This window comes from Agromyces sp. GXQ0307 (genome assembly GCF_044769845.1).
GTDB lineage: Bacteria > Actinomycetota > Actinomycetes > Actinomycetales > Microbacteriaceae > Agromyces.
Genome location: NZ_JBIZVY010000004.1, coordinates 402011 through 422011 on the forward strand (window position 1 = coordinate 402011; position 20001 = coordinate 422011).

20 protein-coding genes are annotated in these 20001 nt (G+C 71.8%); 17 read left to right on the forward strand and 3 right to left on the reverse strand.

Going from position 1 to position 20001, the window contains the following annotated elements; genetic code table 11:
- Nucleotides 1-60 precede the first annotated feature (60 nt).
- The 3 genes from ACIQH8_RS16335 (at nucleotide 61) to ACIQH8_RS16345 (ending at nucleotide 2968) form a co-directional block, all read left to right on the forward strand.
- Nucleotides 61-954, forward strand: a complete 894-nt coding sequence (locus tag ACIQH8_RS16335; protein ID WP_401000580.1) for an aminoglycoside phosphotransferase family protein — start codon at nucleotides 61-63, stop codon at nucleotides 952-954.
- 149 nt (nucleotides 955-1103) lie between these two features.
- Entirely contained in the window at nucleotides 1104-1442 is a 339-nt protein-coding gene (locus ACIQH8_RS16340) for a hypothetical protein (RefSeq protein ID WP_401000582.1), read from the forward strand.
- Nucleotides 1439-2968, forward strand: coding sequence for a hypothetical protein (locus tag ACIQH8_RS16345; protein WP_401000584.1), 1530 nt, complete (start codon nucleotides 1439-1441; stop codon nucleotides 2966-2968). The genes ACIQH8_RS16340 and ACIQH8_RS16345 overlap by 4 nt, the downstream gene beginning before the upstream one ends.
- Before the next feature lie 40 nt (nucleotides 2969-3008).
- On the opposite strand, the gene ACIQH8_RS16350 is transcribed toward ACIQH8_RS16345, so the two are convergent.
- Nucleotides 3009-3389, reverse strand: coding sequence for a phage holin family protein (locus tag ACIQH8_RS16350; protein ID WP_401000586.1), 381 nt, complete (start codon nucleotides 3387-3389; stop codon nucleotides 3009-3011).
- Nucleotides 3390-3441: 52 nt separating this feature from the next.
- On the opposite strand from ACIQH8_RS16350, the gene ACIQH8_RS16355 reads away from it, so the two are divergent.
- From ACIQH8_RS16355 to ACIQH8_RS16370, 4 genes are all read left to right on the forward strand, one after another.
- Nucleotides 3442-4524 carry a histidinol-phosphate transaminase gene (locus ACIQH8_RS16355; protein WP_401000587.1) on the forward strand — a complete coding sequence of 361 codons (1083 nt, stop codon included), beginning with the start codon at nucleotides 3442-3444 and terminating at the stop codon, nucleotides 4522-4524.
- Nucleotides 4525-4567: 43 nt separating this feature from the next.
- The gene (locus ACIQH8_RS16360; RefSeq protein WP_401000589.1) at nucleotides 4568-5701 is read left to right on the forward strand and encodes a thiamine pyrophosphate-dependent dehydrogenase E1 component subunit alpha; all 1134 of its coding nucleotides are present in this window, start codon (nucleotides 4568-4570) and stop codon (nucleotides 5699-5701) included.
- Between the two features lie 65 nt (nucleotides 5702-5766).
- Nucleotides 5767-6726, forward strand: coding sequence for an alpha-ketoacid dehydrogenase subunit beta (locus ACIQH8_RS16365; RefSeq protein ID WP_376862087.1), 960 nt, complete (start codon nucleotides 5767-5769; stop codon nucleotides 6724-6726).
- Nucleotides 6727-6785: 59 nt separating this feature from the next.
- Nucleotides 6786-8213 (forward strand): dihydrolipoamide acetyltransferase family protein, encoded by a 1428-nt coding sequence (locus ACIQH8_RS16370; protein ID WP_401000591.1) that lies wholly within the window; start codon nucleotides 6786-6788, stop codon nucleotides 8211-8213.
- A 51-nt stretch (nucleotides 8214-8264) separates the two neighbouring features.
- Here the strand turns inward: ACIQH8_RS16370 and ACIQH8_RS16375 are convergent, their stop codons facing one another.
- A complete protein-coding gene (locus ACIQH8_RS16375) occupies nucleotides 8265-8762 on the reverse strand; it encodes a GNAT family N-acetyltransferase (protein WP_401000593.1) in 498 nt (165 codons plus the stop codon).
- 118 nt (nucleotides 8763-8880) lie between these two features.
- Here ACIQH8_RS16375 and ACIQH8_RS16380 point away from each other — a divergent pair, with 118 nt between their 5' ends.
- Genes ACIQH8_RS16380 through ACIQH8_RS16400 form a run of 5 tightly spaced genes read left to right on the forward strand, consistent with a single transcriptional unit; the run spans nucleotide 8881 to nucleotide 12867 of the window.
- Nucleotides 8881-9909, forward strand: coding sequence for a metal ABC transporter substrate-binding protein (locus tag ACIQH8_RS16380; protein WP_401000595.1), 1029 nt, complete (start codon nucleotides 8881-8883; stop codon nucleotides 9907-9909).
- 4 nt (nucleotides 9910-9913) lie between these two features.
- Complete coding sequence (locus ACIQH8_RS16385; protein WP_401000597.1) at nucleotides 9914-10681, forward strand: metal ABC transporter ATP-binding protein; 768 nt, start codon at nucleotides 9914-9916, stop codon at nucleotides 10679-10681.
- Nucleotides 10682-10718: 37 nt separating this feature from the next.
- Nucleotides 10719-11624 carry a metal ABC transporter permease gene (locus ACIQH8_RS16390; protein ID WP_401000599.1) on the forward strand — a complete coding sequence of 302 codons (906 nt, stop codon included), beginning with the start codon at nucleotides 10719-10721 and terminating at the stop codon, nucleotides 11622-11624.
- Nucleotides 11624-12466, forward strand: coding sequence for a metal ABC transporter permease (locus ACIQH8_RS16395; RefSeq protein WP_401000601.1), 843 nt, complete (start codon nucleotides 11624-11626; stop codon nucleotides 12464-12466). The genes ACIQH8_RS16390 and ACIQH8_RS16395 overlap by 1 nt, the downstream gene beginning before the upstream one ends.
- Nucleotides 12463-12867: a Fur family transcriptional regulator gene (locus ACIQH8_RS16400; protein ID WP_401000603.1), complete on the forward strand. Its 405-nt coding sequence runs from the start codon at nucleotides 12463-12465 to the stop codon at nucleotides 12865-12867. The genes ACIQH8_RS16395 and ACIQH8_RS16400 overlap by 4 nt, the downstream gene beginning before the upstream one ends.
- A 26-nt stretch (nucleotides 12868-12893) precedes the next feature.
- Here ACIQH8_RS16400 and ACIQH8_RS16405 read toward each other — a convergent pair whose 3' ends face one another.
- Nucleotides 12894-13496: a DUF2202 domain-containing protein gene (locus ACIQH8_RS16405; protein ID WP_401000605.1), complete on the reverse strand. Its 603-nt coding sequence runs from the start codon at nucleotides 13494-13496 to the stop codon at nucleotides 12894-12896.
- A 494-nt stretch (nucleotides 13497-13990) separates the two neighbouring features.
- Here ACIQH8_RS16405 and ACIQH8_RS16410 point away from each other — a divergent pair, with 494 nt between their 5' ends.
- The 5 genes from ACIQH8_RS16410 to ACIQH8_RS16430 all read left to right on the forward strand — a co-directional run bounded on the left by ACIQH8_RS16410 (nucleotide 13991) and on the right by ACIQH8_RS16430 (nucleotide 19989).
- Complete coding sequence (locus tag ACIQH8_RS16410; RefSeq protein WP_401000607.1) at nucleotides 13991-15466, forward strand: glycine betaine/L-proline ABC transporter ATP-binding protein; 1476 nt, start codon at nucleotides 13991-13993, stop codon at nucleotides 15464-15466.
- Complete coding sequence (locus ACIQH8_RS16415; RefSeq protein ID WP_401000609.1) at nucleotides 15463-16371, forward strand: ABC transporter permease; 909 nt, start codon at nucleotides 15463-15465, stop codon at nucleotides 16369-16371. The genes ACIQH8_RS16410 and ACIQH8_RS16415 overlap by 4 nt, the downstream gene beginning before the upstream one ends.
- 131 nt (nucleotides 16372-16502) lie before the next feature.
- On the forward strand, nucleotides 16503-17402 hold the full coding sequence (locus ACIQH8_RS16420) for a glycine betaine ABC transporter substrate-binding protein (protein ID WP_401000611.1): 900 nt from the start codon (nucleotides 16503-16505) through the stop codon (nucleotides 17400-17402).
- A gap of 230 nt (nucleotides 17403-17632) precedes the next feature.
- Nucleotides 17633-19198 carry a DUF1254 domain-containing protein gene (locus ACIQH8_RS16425; RefSeq protein ID WP_401000613.1) on the forward strand — a complete coding sequence of 522 codons (1566 nt, stop codon included), beginning with the start codon at nucleotides 17633-17635 and terminating at the stop codon, nucleotides 19196-19198.
- 98 nt (nucleotides 19199-19296) lie between these two features.
- Nucleotides 19297-19989, forward strand: a complete 693-nt coding sequence (locus ACIQH8_RS16430; protein ID WP_401000615.1) for an ion transporter — start codon at nucleotides 19297-19299, stop codon at nucleotides 19987-19989.
- Nucleotides 19990-20001: the final 12 nt, after the last annotated feature.

A 20001-nucleotide genomic window follows, 5' to 3' on the forward strand; every position in this document is an offset into this window, starting at 1 on the left:
CGAACAGAGCGGGATCGGGTGCGGGTATCGGCTCCTCGGTCAGCGGGGAGGGAGATGGCCGTGACGGATGCTCCGCCACCCGACTTCGACGTCAACGAGGCCCGTGCGGCGCAGCTCGTGGACGCGCAGCATCCCGACCTCGCGGGCGAGGTCCGGCTCGCGGCCAACGGGTGGGACAACATCATGTTCCGTCTCGGCGACGACCTGGCGATCCGGATGCCGCGGCGCCGCCAGGCGGTGGGCCTCACGTGGAACGAGCAGCGATGGCTTCCCGAGCTCGCCCCGCACCTGCCCGTGGCCGTGCCCGCGCCGGTCCGCAACGGCCGGCCGGCGCCCGAGCTCGGGTACGACGCGCCGTGGAGCATCGTGCCGTGGTTCCGTGGCGCGAGCGGGCTCGCGTTCGATGCTGAGACGCGGGGCGTCGCCGTGAACGGCCTCGCGGCGTTCGTCGCCGAACTCGGCGCGACGCCGGCACCGGCCGAGGCGCCGCGCAGCGCCTGGCGCGGGGTGCCGCTCGCGCACCGGGACGACGATGTGCGCGTCCGGCTCGGCAGCGGGCGGATCCCGGATGCCGCGCGGCTGCTGCCGGTGTGGGAGCGGGCGCTCGCGGCATCCGCGTGGGCCGGCCCACCAGTCTGGCTGCACGGCGACCTGCACCCGCACAACGTGCTGCTCGCCCCGTCGGGCGCGCTCGTGGCGGTCGTCGACTTCGGCGACGTCACCGCCGGTGATCCGGCGACGGACCTCGCCACGGCGTGGCTGACGTTCGACACTCGCGCGCGCCGCATCTTCCGCGCAGAGCTCGACGCCCGACGCGGCGTCGACGAGGCGACGTGGGATCGCGCTCGCGGCTGGGCGCTCATGATCGCGTCGGCGGTCGTCGACCGCCTCGGACCGTCGGGACCGTTCGGGCGTGTCGCCGCGTACGCCCTCGAGCAGGTCCGGCTCGACTGACGGCCGGTCGCGGAGTCCGCGCGGCGCGCCGGTGGCTCGGCCACGCGGGAGAGGGCGTGCCGTCCTCCCCCGGCCGGGCATCCGCCGATCCACCCACGCGGTCGCGTGGTCCGGATGCCCCGCCTCGCCCGAGCGCCGAGGCTCGTGGGGTGATCCCCTCGACGTCCCTCTCCCCCGCCTCCGCCGCGCTTCGGCTCGCAGCGATTGAGCAGGCGCTCGCCGCCCTCCGGCGGCTTCGGGTCGAGGTCGAGCAGATCAGGCCGGGGTTGGTGCTCGAGCGGCTCGACGGATGGCACGACGACGCGGCCGAGCTCTACGCCCACCGTGCCCGCGAGCTCCGCTTCGCGCTCGCGGGCGCCGAGCAGGGCCTGCTCGACGCGGAGCACGGGCTCGTCGCCGAACGCGAGCGGGCACGGGAGGCCCACGCCGCCGCGCTCGCGATCGCGACACCGGATCGACCGGTGACGGGCGCGGGCGGCCGCTGGTGAGCGGGCTCGAAGTCCGGAGCGGCGGTCCGCATTCGGTCGAGACGGAGTCGCTCATCGCCGAGGCCCTTCGGTTGGCGGCGGTCGCGCACCTGGCCGACGGATGGTCGGCCCGGTCGGCCGCGCTGCTCGCGGAGGCGCACCAGGTCGCGACTCGGGATCCCGCCGATCGTGCGTGGGCCGCCGCGATCGACCTCGACACCGCGCATGCCGGTTTCGGGTCCGCCGGACGGGCGGCATCCGATCTGTCCACCGCGCTCGGGCTGAGCGCGACGAGGTACGTGATGGTGGAGGGCGTCGTCGCGGGACTCGCCGACGCCGGCCGGCGGATCGGCGCCGGGCTCCTGGGGATCGCCGCGTCGAGCGTGGCACTGCCCGTCGCGTCGGCGGCCGCGCTCGCGCTCGCCCCGGTCGCGGCGGCGAGCATCCTCCCGCTCGTCTTCGACCGGGGTCGCTACGCCGAGGCGGTCGAGGCGCTGATCACGGAGCACGGGCTGCCGATCCTGTCCGATCCCGGGTTCGTCGGGTTCGTCCGTGCCGCGGCGGACCAGGCCGACGAGTTCCTGGCGGGGCTCTTCCGCGCGCAGGGCCTCTTCGCGATCGGGTCGGAGCTCGACGCCCCGGAGAACGCGGGTCTCCTGCTCGCCGCGGCGGGCGTCGTCGCACTCGCGACGGGCGGGCGCGGGCTTCGCGAGACGCCGATCTCCGACCCGGTCCGCGTCGCGGCGCCCGAGGTCGCCGCCCTCGGCGGCAGTGGGGGCGATGCGCCCGCGCGCATATCCGCCGCGACCGGCCGGTCCGGTCCCGACGCCGGCGCGGTCGACGGCATCGCCGACCTGGCCGACCGCATCCCGCCGTCCGAGGCGGGCGGGCCGCAGGTTCGGATCGAGCGGTACGAATCGGACGACGGGCCCCGCTGGATCGTGTACTCGGCCGGAACGGCCGACTTCGGTGCGACCCCCGCCGAGGAACCGTACGACATGACGGCCAACCTCCACGGGGTGGCCGGGGCATCCGTGCTGCACGACCTCATCGGCCTGCCGTCGGAGGCGGCCGCATCGGAGCGAGCCCTCCGCGCCTCGATGGCGCAGGCCGGCGTCGAGGCCGGCGATCCCGTGATCGTGGTCGGCCACTCGGCGGGCGGCATGGTCGCGGCGAACCTGGCGGCCGACCCCGACCTCGACGTGGTCGCCGCGATCAGCCTCGGCGGTCCGGTCGCGCAGGTGGCGACCGGCGACGTCCCCGTGCTCTCGGTGGCGCACGCCGAGGATCTCGTGCCCGCGACCGCAGGGTCCGGTGTCGCGGCGACGGCGCGCGTGGAGGTCGGTCGCAGCCTGGGCGCGGTCGTGCCCGCATCGGGCGACAGCGTCCCGGCGCACGCGATCGACCGCTACCGCGAGACCGCTCGCCTGATCGATCGCGACGATGATCCGCGCCTCGTGGAGTTCCGCGACCTCGTGACCGGCTTCACCGGCGGGTCGGCACCCGTCGACGTGTCGTACTGGCGGAGCGACCGGGTGCGGCGGTGACCGGTGCGGCCGCGGGGCCGGAGCCCGTCGCCGGCGCAGTTCAGTCGGTCGGCCGGACCACCAGCCCGATCAACCAGCTGATGAAACCGAGGACCAGCGCACCGAGGACGCCCCACCAGAATCCGTCCACCTCGAGACCGAAGCCCATGAGGCCGCTGATCCAGTCCACGAGCAGCAGCAGCAGCCCGTTCACGATGAACGAGATGAGGCCGAGCGTGAGTACGTAGAGGGGGAACCCGACGATCCGGACGAACGTGCCGATCGTCGCATTGACGATGCCGAAGATCGCGGCGACGAGGAGGTAGGTGAGCACGGTCGCGATGTCCGTGTCCTCGTAGGGGACGACGCTGACGCCGGCGACGATGAGGGTCGTGAGCCAGAGTGCGAACGCGATGACGATGACCTTCAGGAGGAAGCGCATCCCCCAACTATGGCAGCGGGGCACGCGCGGGCGAAGGGGTACGGTGGATGCCGTGACCGCATCGGAGCCCACGACCACGCAGGTGCGCCTGCGCCCCGAGATCGCCTCGCTTCCGCCGTATCGACAGGGCCGGCCGGCCCCGGCGGACGGCTTCAAGCTGTCGAGCAACGAGAACCCGTGGCCGCCCGTCGCGGGCGTCGCGCAGGCGATCTCCGCCGCCGCGAACGAGGTCAACCGCTATCCGGATGCCACGGCGCTCGCGCTCCGCGAGCGACTCGCCGGACGATACGGCGTCACCGCCGACGAGGTGCTCGTCGGTGCGGGATCGGTCTCGCTCCTCGCGCAGTTCGTGCTCGCCGCGGCCTCCCCCGGCGACGAGGTCGTGTACTCGTGGCGCTCCTTCGAGGCCTACCCCGGGCTCGTGACCGTCGCCGGCGCGACGAGCGTGCAGGTGCCGAACCGCCCCGACCACGGCCACGACCTCGAGGCGATGGCGGCGGCCGTCACCGACCGCACGCGCGTGGTGATCGTGTGCTCACCCAACAACCCGACCGGCGTGCCCGTCACCGCCGACGAGTTCGAGCGGTTCATGGCCGCCGTCCCGGGCGATCGGCTCGTGCTGCTCGACGAGGCGTACGCGGAGTTCGTGCGCGACGAGGCATCCGTCGACGGCAGCTCGCTCATCGGGCGCTACCCGAACCTCGTCGTGCTCCGCACGTTCTCGAAGGCCTACGGCCTCGCGGGCGTGCGCGTGGGCTACGCGATCGGGCCCGTACCGATCCTCGACGCCGCGCGCGCGACCGCGATCCCCCTCGGCGTGACCGCCGTCGCGACCGCGGGTGCGCTCGCCGCGCTCGAGCCGGCCAACGAGGCCGAGCTGCTGCGTCGTGTCGACCAGCTCGCCGAGCGGCGCGACGCGCTGCGCGAGGCGCTCATCGAGCAGGGCTGGGCGATCCCGGCGGCGCAGGGCAACTTCGTCTGGCTGCCGACCGGCGAGCGAACGGTCGAGGTCGCCGAGGCGCTCTTCGCGGGCGGCGTCGTCGCGCGCGCCTTCCCGGGAGACGGCATCCGGGTCTCGGTCGGCGAGCCGGAGTCTGTGGACGTACTCCTAAGGCTTCTGAAGGAGCTTGTCTGACCTCCACAAGAAGGGGCCCCTACCGAGCGGGTACCGTGGAACGGTGGCAGCCCCCTCACGCGACTTCACCGCTCCGACGGTCCAGCTCCTGACGCCCGAGGGCGACCTGCGTCCGACGCCCGAGGCGGAGGCCTACCTCCCCGTGGTCGAGGCGCTGCCGGATGCCGCGCTCGAGCAGTTCTACCGCGACATGGTCATCTCGCGTCGGGTCGACGTCACCGGCGCGAACCTCCAGCGCCAGGGCCAGCTCGCGCTCTGGGTGCCGAGCCACGGACAGGAGGCGGCGCAGGTCGGCTCCGCGCGCGCCGCGCGGCCGCAGGACCATATCTTCCCCTCCTACCGCGAGCACGTCGTCGGCATGATCCGCGGCCTCGACCCGGTCGCCATCCTGAAGCTCCTCCGCGGCGTGACCCTCGGCGGCTGGAAGCCGGAGGAGAACGGCAACTTCCACCTCTACACGCTCGTGCTCGCGTCGCAGACGCTGCACGCGACCGGGTACGCGATGGGCCTGCAGTTCGACGGCGCGACCGCGACGGGCGACCCCGAGGCGGATGCCGCGGTGCTCGTCTACTACGGCGACGGCTCGACCTCGCAGGGCGACGCGAACGAGGCGCTCGTCTTCGCCTCGAGCTACAACACCCCGCAGGTGTTCTTCGTGCAGAACAACCAGTGGGCGATCTCGGTGCCGGTCTCGCGGCAGTCGCGCAGCCCGCTCTCGCTCCGCGGCGGCGGCTTCGGCATGCCCGGCATCCGGATCGACGGCAACGACGTGCTCGCGAGCTACGCGGTGACCCGGCGGGCGCTCGAGGAGGCACGCGCGGGCGAGGGCCCGTCGTTCATCGAGGCCGTGACCTACCGGATGGGCGCGCACACGACCGCCGACGACCCGACCAAGTACCGCACCGACGACGAGGTCGCGTACTGGACCGCTCGCGATCCGATCGTCCGGTTCCGCACGTGGCTCGAGGGCCGCGGGGCGTCGGCCGAGTTCTTCGAGGGCGTCGACGAGGAGGCCGCGGAGGTCGCGGCCGGCGTCCGCACGCGCGCGCTCGAGCTCACCGCTCCCCCGCGCAGCGACATCTTCGCCCACGTGTACAGCGAGCCGCACCCGCTCATCGAGGCCCAGGCCGCATGGCTCGAAGAGTACGAGAACTCGTTCGAAGGAGACCAGGCATGACGGTCGAGACGATCGCCGATGCGTCGGCGGAGGCGGGCGAGCTCCGCGGCGTGCACACGCTGTCGATGGCCAAGGCCATCAACGCGGGCCTGGCCGAGGCGATGCGCAACGACCCGAAGGTCCTGCTCATGGGCGAGGACATCGGCGCGCTCGGCGGCGTGTTCCGTGTCACCGAGGGCCTGCTGGCGGAGTTCGGCGACCGCCGCGTGCTCGACAGCCCGCTGGCCGAGTCGGGCATAGTGGGCACCGCGATCGGCATGGCGATGCGCGGCTACCGACCCGTCCTCGAGATCCAGTTCGACGGGTTCATCTTCCCGGCGTTCGACCAGATCACCACCCAGCTCGCACGCATGAACCTCCGGCACGACGGCGGCATGCCGATGCCGGTCGTGATCCGCGTGCCGTACGGCGGCCACATCGGGTCGATCGAGCACCATCAGGAGAGCCCCGAGGCGTACTTCGCGCACACCCCGGGCCTCCGCGTGGTGAGCCCCTCGTCGCCGCACGACGCGTACTGGATGATCCAGGAGGCGATCGCGTCGAACGACCCGGTGCTGTTCTTCGAGCCGAAGAGCCGCTACTGGCCGAAGGGCCCGGTGGACCACGACCATGCCGGGCTGCCGCTGCACGCGAGCAGGGTCGTCCGTCGGGGCGACGACGTCACGGTCGTCGGGCACGGCGCGATGGTCGCCACGCTGCTCCAGGCCGCCGACATCGCAGCCGGGGAGGGCCGCAGCCTCGAGGTCGTCGACCTGCGCTCCCTCTCCCCCATCGACTTCGGCCCGATCGTCGACTCGGTGCAGCGCACCGGCCGGCTCGTGGTCGCGCAGGAGGCGTACGGCTTCGTGAGCGTCGGCTCCGAGATCGCCGCCACGGTCGCCGAGCGTGCGTTCTACTCGCTCGAGGCGCCGGTGCTCCGGGTCTCGAGCTTCGACACGCCCTTCCCGCCCGCAGCGCTCGAGACCGAGTACCTGCCGAGCGCCGACCGGGTGCTCGAGGCCGTCGACCGCTCACTGGCGTACTGACCGACCCACGGGCGAACCCGCCGACGTCCCCGACCGCACCGACGAACCTGAGGAGCACGATGAGCGAGATCCGATTCCCGCTTCCCGACGTGGGCGAGGGCCTGACCGAGGCCGAGATCGTGCAGTGGCGCGTCGCGCCCGGCGACCGCATCTCGCTCGACCAGGTCTTCGTCGAGATCGAGACGGCGAAGTCGCTCGTCGAGCTGCCCAGCGCGTTCGAGGGCACCGTGAGCGAGCTGCTCGTCGAGGAGGGCCGCACGGTCGACGTGGGCACGCCGATCCTCGTGATCGAGACGGATGCCGCATCCGGCATGTCTTCGCCGGCGCCCGAGCCGAGCGAGGCGCCGGTCGCCGCGCCGGCGGCCCCGGCAGAGCCCGCGACCTCATCGGCGCCGTCCGGTGACGGCGGCGGCGCCGTGCTCGTCGGGCACGGCAGCAGCGGACCGGGTCGGAGCCGTCGCCGTCGGCACCCCGCCCCCGGCGGGGCGCATGAGCACCTCGCGGCGCCGCCGCCTCCGCCGGCTCCCTCCGCTGCGGCTGCGCCCGCCACCGCGACCGCAGCGAGGCCCGGTGCGCAGGCCGGCTCATCGGAGGCCGCGCGGCCCGCCGAACGCCACGACGACGGCGTTCCCGTGATCGCGAAGCCTCCGATCCGGAAGCTCGCGAAGGATCTGGGCGTCGACCTGTCTCGGGTCGCGCCGACCGGCCCACTCGGTGACGTCACGCGCGACGATGTCATCCGCGAGGCGAGCCAGGCGAGCGTCTTCCGCAACATCCAGACGCCCGAGGCGCCCTCCGACCGCGAGACGCGGATCCCGGTCAAGGGAGTGCGCAAGGCGATCGCCGCCGCCATGGTGCAGAGTGCATACTCCGCGCCGCATGTATCGGTGTTCGTCGACGTCGACGCAACGCGGACGATGGAGTACCTCAAGCGACTCAAGGCGTCCCCGGACTATGCGGGCATCAAGATCTCGCCGCTGCTCATCATGGCGAAGGCCATGCTGTGGGCGGTGCGCCGCAATCCCACCGTGAACGCCCAGTGGACCGACGACGAGATCATCGTGAAGCACTACGTCAACCTCGGCATCGCCGCGGCGACGCCGCGCGGACTCATCGTTCCGAACGTGAAGGATGCGCAGGACATGTCGATGGTCGAGCTCGCCACAGCGCTCGAGCAGCTGACGCTCACGGCGCGTGAGGGCAAGACGCAGCCCGCCGAGATGCAGGGCGGCACGATCACGATCACGAACATCGGCGTGTTCGGCATGGACACCGGGACACCGATCCTCAATCCCGGCGAGGTGGGAATCGTCGCCCTGGGCACGATCAAGCAGAAGCCGTGGGTGGTCGACGGCGAGGTGCGCCCGCGTTTCGTGACGACGATCGGCGGCTCCTTCGATCACCGCGTCGTCGACGGCGACGTCGTCTCGCGGTTCGTCGCCGACGTGGCCTCGATCATCGAGGAGCCGGCGCTCCTGCTCGAGTAGCGGGTGCCGCGCCGGCCGATCGGCCGACGGGCGGGCGGCCCGCGGGCCGCCTCAGAGGCGGATCTCGTAGGCGACCGCGTCGTCGGTTCGACCGACCTCGACGAGCCCGGCCTGCTCGAGGACCCGTCGCGCCGGGAGGTTCGCGATCTCGCACTCGGCACGGGCGACGAGCGCGCCGGCCTCGCGGAGCGCCGCGATCGCGGCGTCGACGACGTGATGGGCGAGGCCGGACCCGCGCGCGGCGGGCACGAGCCCGAACGCGAACTCGACCGCGCCGCGCTCGTCGGGCGGGCCGAACAGGTTGACGCCGCCGACGGCGGCGCCGTCTTCTCCGTCGGCGCCGAGTCGGCGGACGAGGTACGGGCCGAAGGGCGCCGGATCGCCGTCGCGCTGCGCTGCGCGGACGTAGTCGGCGAGGAGTTCGGGCTCGTCGGTGAACGAATAGCCGCCCTCCCAGCCGTCGAGCGGGTCGACGTGGCCGCCGAGCAGGCGCTCGGCGTCGGAGGGGGTGAACGGGTGCAGGGTGATGGGGCTCGTGGTGGTTTCCACGGCTGACACTCTCGCACGGACGTCCGACGAACGACAGCCCCAGTCCACAGAACGTCACGCGAACGGTCGCCGGTTCGTGGTTTTGACAATCATTATCAATAACGCGTAGCATCGTGCCATGCCCACCGCATCGCACCGACACCTCCGCCTGTCCGCGCTCGCCCTCGGCGCGGCATCCGTCACCCTGCTCGCGGGGTGCGCGACGGCCGGGTCCTCCGAGTCCGATGGTGTGCAGGTGGTCGCGACGACCACGCAGGTCGCCGACTTCACCCGCGAGGTCGCGGGGGAGGCGGCCGAGGTGACGGGCCTCCTCGAGCCGGGGCAGAGCGCGCATTCGTTCGACCCCTCGGCCGCGCAGCTGCTCGCGCTCGGCTCCGCCGATGCGCTCGTCGTGAACGGGGCCGGACTCGAGTCGTGGATCGACGACGCCGTCGCGGCGTCGGGATTCGACGGCGTGCTCGTCGATGCGAGCACCGGCATCGAACTCGAGGCGACCGATGACGATCACGCCGGGGACCACGAGGCCGAGGCGGGCGGCGAGCAGGCCGACGAGCACGCCGACGAGCACGCCGACGGCAATCCGCACATCTGGACCGATCCGGCGCTCGCCGAGCGGATGGTCGCGAACATCGCCGACGGCCTCGAGACGGTGCCGGGCATCGACGCCGACGCGATCGACGAGAACGCCGCCGACTACACCGAGCGGCTCCAGGCACTCGACGCGTGGATCGAGGAGAACGTCGCGACGGTGCCCGTCGAGGAGCGCCTCCTCGTGACGAACCACGACGCGTTCACCTACTTCCTCCACGCCTACGACATCACCTTCGTGGGCAGCGTGATCCCGAGCTTCGACGACAACGCCGAGCCGAGCGCGGCCGAGATCGATGCGCTCGTGGAGCGGATCGCCGAGACCGGCGTACGGGCCGTGTTCTCGGAGGCCTCGATCTCGCCGAAGGCGGCCGAGACGATCGCCGACGAGGCGGGCGTCGCCGTCTACTCGGGTGAGGACGCGCTCTACGGAGACTCGCTCGGCCAGCCGGGTTCCGACGGTGAGACCTATCTCGGCAGCCAGGTGCACAACGTCGAGCTGATCCTCGAGTCGTGGGGCGTCGAGCCTTCCCCGGCGCCTGCAGTGCTGGGAGGATGACCGCATGACCGAATCCGGACCCGTCCTCGTACTGCAGGATGCCGCGTTCCGGCACCCCGGCGGGGCGGGCGTCACCGGTCTCCGACTCTCGGTCGACCCCGGTCGAGCCGTCGCCGTCATCGGGCCGAACGGTGCCGGCAAGTCGACGCTGCTGCGAGGACTCCTCGGCCTCGTGCCGCTCGTGGAGGGCTCGATGCGGGTCGGCGGCGCCGAACATGCCCCAGACGGCATGATCGGGTTCCTGCCGCAGTCGTCGGATCTCGATCCCGACTTCCCGATCAGCCTCGAGCAGGTCGTGATGCAGGGTCGGTACCGCCGGCTCGGGTTCCTGCGCTGGCCGGGTCGGCGCGACCGGGAGGTCGTGCGCGGCGCGCTCGAGACGGTCGGACTCGCGGACCGGGCCCGCACGCGGTTCGGCGAACTCTCCGGCGGCCAGCGGCAGCGGGGGATGCTGGCCCGGGCCCTGGCGTCAGAGCCCGCCCTGCTGCTCCTCGACGAGCCGTTCAACGGTCTCGACCAGGTCAATCGCGACGCGCTCATCGAGACGATTCGCACCCTCAAGGCGCGCGGCGTCGCGATCATCGTCTCGACCCACGACCTCGAGTTGGCGCGCCAGGTGTGCGATTCCGTGCTCCTCGTGAACGGGAGCCAGATCGGCTGCGGCCCGGTCGACGAGGTGCTCACGCTCGAGAACGTGCAGGAGTGCTTCGAGGGCGTCGAGGTCGAGATCGACGAGCACACGGTGGTCGTGCCCGGGCACGAGGGGCATTGATGCCGAAACGGGCATGCGACCGGGGGAGTGGTGCGCGATGAGCCTCGGCGACGTGCTGTTCGGCGCGTTCGCGCTGCCGTTCATGGGGCGCGCGCTGCTCGTCCTGTTGGTGCTGTCGGTCGTGGCGGGGGTCGTCGGCGTGCTGGTGAACCTCCGCGGGCTCGAGTTCATCAGCGACGGGCTCACGCACGCGGTCTTCCCCGGCCTGGCGATCGGACTGGCGATCGGGGGAACGGCCGGCCTCGTGCCGGGGGCGGCGATCGCCGCACTCATCGGCGCGGTGCTCCTCACCCTGTTCGTCCGGGCCGGGGTCACGTCCGACGCGGCCGTGGCGGTCGTGCTGACCGCGACCTTCAGCGTGGGCGTGATCGTGGTCTCGCGGAGCGACGACTACGCCGGCGAGCTGGAGGCGCTGCTCTTCGGGCGTGTGCTCACCATCGCTCCCGACGACGTCGTTCCGCTGCTCGTCGTCTCGCTGATCGCCGCCGCCGCGGTCGGCGCGACGCTGAAGCAGCAGGTCTTCCGCGCGTTCGATCCGCAGGGCAGCCGGGCCGCGGGCGACCGCGGCATCGCCCTCGACCTCGTGCTCAACGCGTCGATCGCCCTGGTCGTGGTCGCGGGGGCGAGCACGGTCGGGACCCTCCTCGTGCTCGCGCTGCTCATCGTTCCCGGCGCGTCCGCTCGTCTCGCGACCGTGCGACTCTGGGGGCTGTTCCCGGTGGCCGCGGCCGTCGGTGCCGTGAGCGCCTGGCTCGGCCTCGCGGTCGGGTTCGGCGTGTCCGTCGGGGCCGGCATCGACCTGCCGGCCGGTAGCACCGTCGTGGCGGTCTTCGTCGTGGTGTACGCGGTCATGCTCGGCGTCCGACTCGTGCGCGACCGGATGTCGCGCGCGCAGGCGCGGACCGAGTCCGCTCGCCGGTCCGACGTGCCGGAGGGTCGCTGATGGGGTACTTCGAGCGCGCCCTCGTCGCCGCCGTGGTGATCGGTGCCGGTGCCGGATTCGTCGGTGCCCTGGTCGTGCTCCGACGCCGAACGTTCTTCGCACAGGCGCTGACCCACGCGACCTACCCCGGTGCGGTCGTGGCGGCTGCGCTCGGACTCAGCGTCCCGCTCGGCGCAGCCGTGGCATCCGTGGCCATCGTCGGCGTCATGGCGGCGATCGCACGCGTGCGGCATCAGGGCGCACAGGTCGCCGCAGGCATCGTGCTGACGGGCGGCTTCGCCGCGGGCGCCCTCCTGCAGGCCGTCATCCCGGGGATCCCGGTGCGCCCGGAGTCGCTGCTCGTCGGTTCGATCCTCACCGTGAGCGACGCCGACATCCTCCTCGCGACGGTGGTGCTCGTCGGGGCGGTCGTCCTTGTCGGGGCGTTCGGTCCGCGCATCGCGTTCTCGACGTTCGACCCGGGAGGGTTCCGAGCGGCCGGCTTCCGGGAGTGGCCGGTGGAACTGCTCGTGCTCGGACTCACCGCGGCATCCGTCGTCAGTTCGCTTCCCGCCGTCGGGGCGATCCTCGCCATCGCGCTCATCGCCGCACCCGCGGCGGCCGCGCGCGCGGTGGTGTCCACCTACCGGGGCGTGCTGTTCGCGGCACCCGTCATCGGGGCGGCGTCCGGGGTCGTCGGCGTGCTCGCCTCCCGTGCGCTCGCGGTCGCGGCCGGGCCGGCGATCGCGCTCTCGGCGACCGCGTTCTTCCTCGTCGCGCTCGGCGGCTCCCAGCTGCGACGACTACCCTCGAGGCGGGCTCCGATACCCGTGGAGACCGCGGAGGACGCACGGATCGCATGAAACGGAACACCTGGCAACGCGAAGCGGTGCGCGACGCACTCGACGGCACCGAGGGCTTCATCAGCGCGCAGGCGCTCCACTCGGCGCTGCACGCGAGCGGGTCCCCGATCGGGTTGGCGACCGTGTACCGCGCGCTCGGCGATCTCGCCGCGAGCGGCGATGCCGATTGCCTGCAGTCGCCCGAGGGTGAGGCGATCTACCGCGCGTGCAGCACCGGCCACCACCATCACCTCATCTGCCGCAACTGCGGCCTGACCGTGGAGATCGCGGCCGACGAGGTCGAGACCTGGGCGCAGCGCGTCGCGGCGGAGCAGGGTTTCACCGCGCCGGCGCACGTCGTCGACGTGTTCGGACTCTGCGCGGAGTGTTCGCGCCAGGGCGCGGAGGGTCCGCGCGCCTGACGCCCCGCTCCGCGACCGGCGCGCGGTCAGGCGAGGCGCTGGAACGAGGCCAGGTGGTTCTCGGAACCGGCGTAGAGCCGTTCGAGCACGCTGACCACGTCGGCCTCGTCCTCGTGCTCGAGCGCGGAGCCGAGGTCGGCGAGGTCCTTCTCCTCGATCGCGATGCCGACCCGGATGGCCTCGTCGAGACTGGTGGATCCCCGCGCGATCAGCTCGTCGTAGAGCGCCTGCAGGTCGGGATCGGTGAACACGCCGACCTCTGAGGAGCGCGGGTCGTCGAGGCCGCGCGCGGAGAGCAGGGGAGCGACGAGCGCCTGGTGGGTCGTTTCGCTCTCCACGATGTTGGAGAACACCTGCGCACCCCAGAGGTCGCCGAGCACGACGTACACGTCGTGGGCGAGCTTCTCCTCCTCGATGAGGTACGTGAGGGTCGCCGCGGTGTCGTACGCCGCGGCCCGGTCGTGGGCGGATGCCTCGGGGGCAGGGCTCGTGGGCGCCGCCGAGGTCTCCGTGGTCGGCTCGGGTGCGGTGCCGGTCGGTGCCGGCGTGCAGGCCGTGAGGGACAGGGCCGAGCCGGCGAGCAGGAGCGCGGTGACGGCGCCGATGATGGTGGGCCTGCGGCTGGGCATGGCGATGCCTTCCTGTGTGGGGACCTCGTCGGTCCGGCGACCGCGGCCCGATGATCGTGCCGCACTTCGATCCTAGCTATACCCATGGGGTATTCCATGGGTCTGAGGTCCCACGGGCGCCGCCCGCCGAGGTCCGCCCAGGTCGACCGCGAAAGTCCCGGTCAGCACCGTTTCGGTTGCCACGATTCGACAACACGTCGAACACGTGGATACGGTTGACGACGGTCCACGTGGACCAGCCCGCCCAGTCCGCGCCCCCGCCGCCCGGCACTCCCTCGAGTGCCCGCCGGGGTCGTACGGTTCCTTGCGTGGTATCCGGCCCGGACGGCCGGATGCGCTGGATTCGGTGCTCGCCCGGTGCACAGCAACGCCGCGGCTCGAGCCCCGTCTCCCGGATCGCGCGGAACCCGGCCGTGACCCTGAGTACGCTCCTGCTCGTCGGCCGCAGCGCACCATGGCCGGCGCGTCGAGCGCGCCTCGGAGTGCCCGCACACATGCTCGAATCATCCGTTCCCCCCGAGGACGGCGTCGCGACCACGGATGTCGCCGCGCCGCCCGGCACCTCCCCGGACGCGCCCGCCGACACCACGGCGGCGGCGAAGTCCGCCACGTCCTCCGACCCCGCCGCCGCGGCCGCCGCGCGCCACGCGCCGCCCGCGCTCGAGGTGCGCGGCCTCACCCGCTTCTTCGGCCGTCGGCCGTCCGAGGCCCTCCGGCGCCTCGCCGACGGGGCGACTCGTGATGACGTCGCCCACCTCGGCACCGCTGCGGTCGTCGACGCCGAGTTCGACGTCCGCCGAGGCGAGATCTTCGTCGTCATGGGCCTCTCCGGTTCCGGCAAGTCGACGCTGATCCGTATGCTCAACGGCCTGCTCGAACCCACCGCCGGATCGGTCGAGGTCATGGGGGAGCGGATCACCGGCGTCTCGCCGAAGCGACTGCGTGCCATCCGCCGGGACCACGTCTCGATGGTCTTCCAGCACTTCGCCCTGCTGCCGCACCGCACGGTGCTCGACAACGCCGCCTACGGCCTCGAGATCCAGGGCGTACCGGCCGACGAACGTCGAGAGCGCGCCACGCGCGTGCTCGACCGCGTCGGCCTGGGCGGTTGGGGCGACAAGCTGCCGTCGGAGCTCTCGGGCGGCATGCAGCAGCGCGTGGGGCTCGCCCGCGCGCTCGCCGCGGACACCGACATCCTGCTCATGGACGAGGCGTTCTCCGCCCTCGACCCGCTCATCCGCCGCGAGATGCAGGAGCAGCTCGTCGAGCTGCAGCAGGAGCTCGGCAAGACGATCGTCTTCATCACGCACGACCTCAACGAGGCCATGTTCCTCGGCGACCGCATCGCCGTCATGCGCGACGGCCGGATCGTGCAGCTCGGCACGGCCGAGGAGATCCTCACCGATCCCGCCGACGACTACGTCGCGCAGTTCGTGCAGGACGTCGACCGCGCCCGCGTGCTCACGGCCGGGAACGTGATGGAGGCGCCTCGCGCGATCGTGTCGTCGAGCGCCGGACCGCGCGCAGCGCTGCGCGCGATGCGCGACCTGCAGACGTCGACGGTCCTCGTCGTCGCCCCCGGCCGGCGCCTGCTCGGCGTCGCGCACGACCGCGAGGTGCTCCGCCTCGTCCAGCGCGGCGAGCGCAGCCTCGACTCCGCGATCCGCGACGACATCGCGACCGTCGGCCCCGACGTCCACCTCGCCGACCTGCTCGGCAGCTCGGTCGAGCAGGAGCTCCCGCTCGCCGTCGTCGACGAGCGCCACCGGCTGCTCGGCGCCGTTCCGCGCGTGACGCTGCTCGCGGCGCTCGGCAACGTCGCGCCCTCGACCGGCGAGATCACGGTCGTCGATCCGCCCGCGACCGTGCCCGTCGAGGTCATCACGGCCACGCTGCACGGGACGGACCCGGGCGAGAGCGAGCTCCCCGCAGACCACCACCACGCCGCGACCGAGGGGAGCCGCGCATGAACGAGTTCCGCCTCCCCCTGGGAGACGTCGCCGAGGCGGTCATCGACGTCCTCACCGACGCGCTCGGCGCGTTGTTCGACGTCATCCGCGCGATCTTCGCCGGGTTCTACGACCTCGTCGACGTCATCCTGTCGACCCCGCCCTTCTGGGCGGTGATCGTCGTGATCGCTGCGATCGCCTGGTTCGCGAAGGGCTGGAAGCTCGCCGTCGGCACGCTCGTCGGCCTCCTCGTGATCGTGGGCGTCGACCAGTGGGCGAACGCGATGGACACCCTCGCGCTCGTGCTCGTCTCGAGTGCGATCGCCGTCGTGATCGCGATCCCGCTCGGCATCCTCGCCGCACGGAACGACGTGGCGAGCCGCGTCATCCGCCCGATCCTCGACTTCATGCAGACGATGCCGGCCTTCGTCTACCTGATCCCTGCGCTGATCCTGTTCCGCGTCGGCGTCGTGCCCGGCATCGTCGCGACGATCGTGTTCGCGATGGCCCCCGGCGTGCGCCTCACCGAGCTCGGCATCCGCGGCGTCGACCGCGAGGTCGTCGAGGCCGGGCACGCGTTCGGCTCCTCGCCGTCGCGCATCCTCCGGCAGATCCAGCTGCCGCTCGCGATGCCGTCGATCATGGCGGGCGTGAATCAGGTGATCATGCTCTCGCTCTCGATGGTCGTCATCGCCGGCATGGTCGGTGCGGGCGGGCTCGGTGGCGACGTCGTGCAGTCGCTCACGCGCATCGACGTCGGGCTCGGCTTCGAGGCCGGCCTGTCGGTCGTGATCCTCGCGATCGTGCTCGATCGCATCACGGGCGCGTTCGGGGGTGGCCGCACGAAGCGGTCGTTCCGATCGAAGCGAGCGGATGTCGCGGCGGCGCGCCCCGCCGACGAGCCGGCGCCCGTGGCGACCACGTAACCAGACCATCCGGTCACCACGGCGCCCGCTCCGGCGATGCCGCGGTGTCCGGCATGCCCGCGCGGACCCGCGCGCGGAACCATCCCCAACACCCGTGCCACAGCACACGGGAGGAAAGGAAACACCCTGCAATGACCAAGCGTCACCTGATCCCCACGCTCGCCCTCGGCGGCGCCGCGGCCCTCGTGCTCTCCGGCTGCGCCTCCGGTGCCGACGCCGACGCCGAGACGCTCGACAACGGCGACCGGCAAGACCTCACGATCGCCGTGTTCAACGGCTGGGACGAGGGCATCGCCGCGAGCGAGCTCTGGAAGGCCGTGCTCGAGGAGCAGGGCTACGACGTCGAGCTCGAGTACGCCGACGTCGCCCCCGTCTACCAGGGCCTGAGCGACGACGACTACGACGTCGTGCTCGACACCTGGCTGCCGATCACGCACCAGGACTACATCGACGAGTACGGCGACGAGCTCGTCGACCTCGGCGCCTGGAACGAGGACGCCAAGCTCACCATCGCCGTGAACGAGGACGCGCCCGTCGACTCCCTCGCCGACCTCGCCGCGAACGCCGACGCCTTCGGCAACCGCCTCGTCGGCATCGAGCCGGGCTCGGGTCTCAACCGCGTCACGACCGAGAGCGTCATCCCGACCTACGGCCTCGACGGCATGGAGTACCTCACCTCGTCGACCCCGGCCATGCTCGCCGAGCTCACCGCCGCGACCGACGCGGGCGAGAACATCGCCGTGACGCTGTGGCGCCCGCACTGGGCCTACGACGCGTTCCCCATCAAGGACCTCGAGGACCCCGAGGGCATGCTCGGCGACGCCGAGGGCATCCACTCGTTCGGCGGCAAGAGCTTCGAGGAGAACTTCCCGACGCTCAGCGGCTGGCTGAAGGACTTCCAGATGGACAGCGAGCTGCTCTACTCGCTCGAGAACGCCATGTTCAACGAGAACGACACCGACGACTACGGCCCCATCGTGGAGCAGTGGATCGCCGACAACCAGGAGTACGTCGACTCCCTGACCTCCTGAGGTCGGCCGGCCTCGGGAGGCCGGGTCGCGCCGTGACGGCGCGATGAGACGAAGAGCGGATGCCGCGGGCGCACGTCGTGCCCGCGGCATCCGCTTCGTCGTCCCCCTGCCGGAGTCCGGAGCCGGCTCATTCACGCACATCGCATGATGCCGGTCCTCGGCACCGGTCGTACCGTGCGACATGCGCGAGCCCTGCAAACCGGCCGGCGGCTCGCGCCGAGGGGGACGCGATGACCACCAACGACCAGCACGGAACCGACGCGTTCCGCGACTCCATCTCCACCCCGGACCACGTGGAGAGCCGCATCGGGCGGCTCGAGTTCGTGGACGGTGCGCCCACCGCGGAGACCGCGGGCCGGGTCTACGACCACCTCGACTTCGTGTACGGGGTCCAGGCGTTCCTGAGCGGCTATCCGGGAGCGTCGATGCATGCCATCCACCGGGGTCTCCGCTCGATCGGCGTCGAGGACCACTCGGTGCTCCTCTTCTCGGAGCTGATGGATTCGCAGTCCGTGTTCCTGACTGCGAACTGCGACACGGTGTACGCGCTCAGCTTCCTCGACCTGACGGACGGACCGATGATCCTCGACGTGCCGAGGATGCCCGAGGGTTCGGCCATCCTCGGCACCATCGACGACCTGTGGTTCCGGTGGGTCACGGATGTCGGCGTGCCCGGGCCCGACCGGGGGACCGGGGGACGCTACCTCATCGTCGGTCCCGGCCACGACGGCGTACTCCCGGACAGCGGGTTCCACGTCTCGCACGCCCGGACCACGCACGTGATCGCGCTGCTGCGCGCGTTCATGATCGACGGTGATCCCGAGCGTCCGGCGGCCGCCATCCGAGAGGGCCTGCGCATCAGCCCGTACCGGCCCGGAGGTGCCGGGACGTCGGTGGCGACGTTCCTCGGAGGCGGAGCCCCGCTCACGCCGGTCGAACCGCCGACCGAGACGACGTTCGTCGAAGGTTCCGGGGTGGCGTTCAACACCGTGCCGCCGAACGACGCATCGTACTGGGAGCACATGCACGACTTCATCCAGTCGCAGCCCTCGGGTGCCGGCGACCCGGATGTCCTCGGACTGTTCGCCGCGCTCGGAATCTCGAAGGGATCGCCCTTCGCTCCCGACGAGCGGATGCGTCGCGTGCTCGACGAGGCGGTCGCCGTGGGGAACGCCACGGCGAGGACGGTGTCGTTCGCCCCGCGTGAGGAGGAGGGGTTCGCCTACTACGAGGGGTCGCAGTGGATGAACATGCTCTTCCTCGGAGGGTACGAGTTCCTCGCCCCGCCGCCGGAGATCACGCCCGAGGGCGTGGTTGCCGTGCCGGACGACGGCGCCCGGAAGCTGAACGCGCGCATCGCCTTCTTCTATCCCTACACCGGCATTACCCCGGCGATGTGCATGCGGCTGACCGGCATCGGATCGCAGTACCTGATCGCGGTGCGCGACGCCGACGGCGAGTACCTCGACGGGTCCCGCACCTATCGGCTGACCCTGCCGGCCGGCATTCCGCAGGCCCGGTTCTGGTCGATCATGATCTACGACCGCCAGACACGCTCGATGCTGCAGACCGGTCAGCGGTACCCCGACATCGGCAGCCAGGTCGGCGACGTCCGGGAAGAGGAGGACGGTTCGACGGTGATCCACCTCGGACCTGACGAGCCGGAGGGGCGGGCATCGAACTGGCTGCAGACCGATCCCTCCAGGGGGTTCTTCGCGATCCTGCGGTTCTACAGTCCGACGGCGGCCTTCTTCGACAAGAGCTGGCGCGCCGGGGAGATCACCCGCGTGGAATGACCCTCGAGCGGGGCGTGGGCCCATCGCCGAGCCGAATCGGTGGCGCGCGCCCCACGTGGCTCCCATGCCGACCGGCGAACCCGTGCCACACTCCGTGCATGGCGAAGCCGCGCAGCGAGCTGAAGAGCACGGGATACGAGATCTTCGTCGGGGCGCTCTCCGTGCTCTCGATCGTCAACCTCGTCCTGATGTACGCGCTGGCCGACGACGCGCTCGACACTGTGCTCCAGGTGATGAACGCGCTGTTCAGCGCGATCTTCCTCATCGACTTCGTGTACCGGCTGGCGACCGCTCCGCAGCGAGGCGCCTACTTCTTCCGTCACTTCGGATGGGCGGACCTGCTCGCGAGCCTGCCGTTCGCACAGCTCAAGATCCTCCGGCTGTTCCGGATCGTGCGGGTCGTGCGCCTGTTCCGAGAGCTCGGTGCCCGCACGATCTGGCGCACGCTCGTTCGGGACCGGGCGGGAAGCGCACTCTACGCACTCCTCCTCATGGGCGTGCTGGTACTGCAGTTCGGCAGCCTCACGATGCTCTACCTCGAACAGCGCGCTCCCGGTGCGAACATCACCTCGGCGTCGGACGCTCTGTGGTACACCATCGTCACCATCTCGACGGTCGGATACGGCGACGAGTACCCCGTCACGAACGCGGGTCGATTCGCCGGCGCCCTGATGATCGTCGTCGGCGTGGGCATCTTCGGCACCTTCACCGGCTACCTCGCGAATCTCTTCCTCGCGCCACGGAAGGCCGAACCGGAGGAGACCGGTACCGACCGACCGACCGCGGCCTGAGCGTCGGCGACC

Excerpts from the sequence above, each read along its gene's own strand:
- ACIQH8_RS16415 (WP_401000609.1), top strand. The coding sequence starts at position 15,463 with ATGAACGAGTTCCGCCTCCCCCTGGGAGACGTCGCCGAGGCGGTCATC.
- ACIQH8_RS16370 (WP_401000591.1), top strand. The coding sequence starts at position 6,786 with ATGAGCGAGATCCGATTCCCGCTTCCCGACGTGGGCGAGGGCCTGACC.
- ACIQH8_RS16350 (WP_401000586.1), bottom strand. The coding sequence starts at position 3,389 with ATGCGCTTCCTCCTGAAGGTCATCGTCATCGCGTTCGCACTCTGGCTC.
- ACIQH8_RS16425 (WP_401000613.1), top strand. The coding sequence starts at position 17,633 with ATGACCACCAACGACCAGCACGGAACCGACGCGTTCCGCGACTCCATC.
- ACIQH8_RS16410 (WP_401000607.1), top strand. The coding sequence starts at position 13,991 with ATGCTCGAATCATCCGTTCCCCCCGAGGACGGCGTCGCGACCACGGAT.
- ACIQH8_RS16390 (WP_401000599.1), top strand. The coding sequence starts at position 10,719 with ATGAGCCTCGGCGACGTGCTGTTCGGCGCGTTCGCGCTGCCGTTCATG.
- ACIQH8_RS16385 (WP_401000597.1), top strand. The coding sequence starts at position 9,914 with ATGACCGAATCCGGACCCGTCCTCGTACTGCAGGATGCCGCGTTCCGG.
- ACIQH8_RS16365 (WP_376862087.1), top strand. The coding sequence starts at position 5,767 with ATGGCCAAGGCCATCAACGCGGGCCTGGCCGAGGCGATGCGCAACGAC.
- ACIQH8_RS16430 (WP_401000615.1), top strand. The coding sequence starts at position 19,297 with ATGGCGAAGCCGCGCAGCGAGCTGAAGAGCACGGGATACGAGATCTTC.
- ACIQH8_RS16405 (WP_401000605.1), bottom strand. The coding sequence starts at position 13,496 with ATGCCCAGCCGCAGGCCCACCATCATCGGCGCCGTCACCGCGCTCCTG.
- ACIQH8_RS16400 (WP_401000603.1), top strand. The coding sequence starts at position 12,463 with ATGAAACGGAACACCTGGCAACGCGAAGCGGTGCGCGACGCACTCGAC.
- ACIQH8_RS16395 (WP_401000601.1), top strand. The coding sequence starts at position 11,624 with ATGGGGTACTTCGAGCGCGCCCTCGTCGCCGCCGTGGTGATCGGTGCC.
- ACIQH8_RS16380 (WP_401000595.1), top strand. The coding sequence starts at position 8,881 with ATGCCCACCGCATCGCACCGACACCTCCGCCTGTCCGCGCTCGCCCTC.
- ACIQH8_RS16420 (WP_401000611.1), top strand. The coding sequence starts at position 16,503 with ATGACCAAGCGTCACCTGATCCCCACGCTCGCCCTCGGCGGCGCCGCG.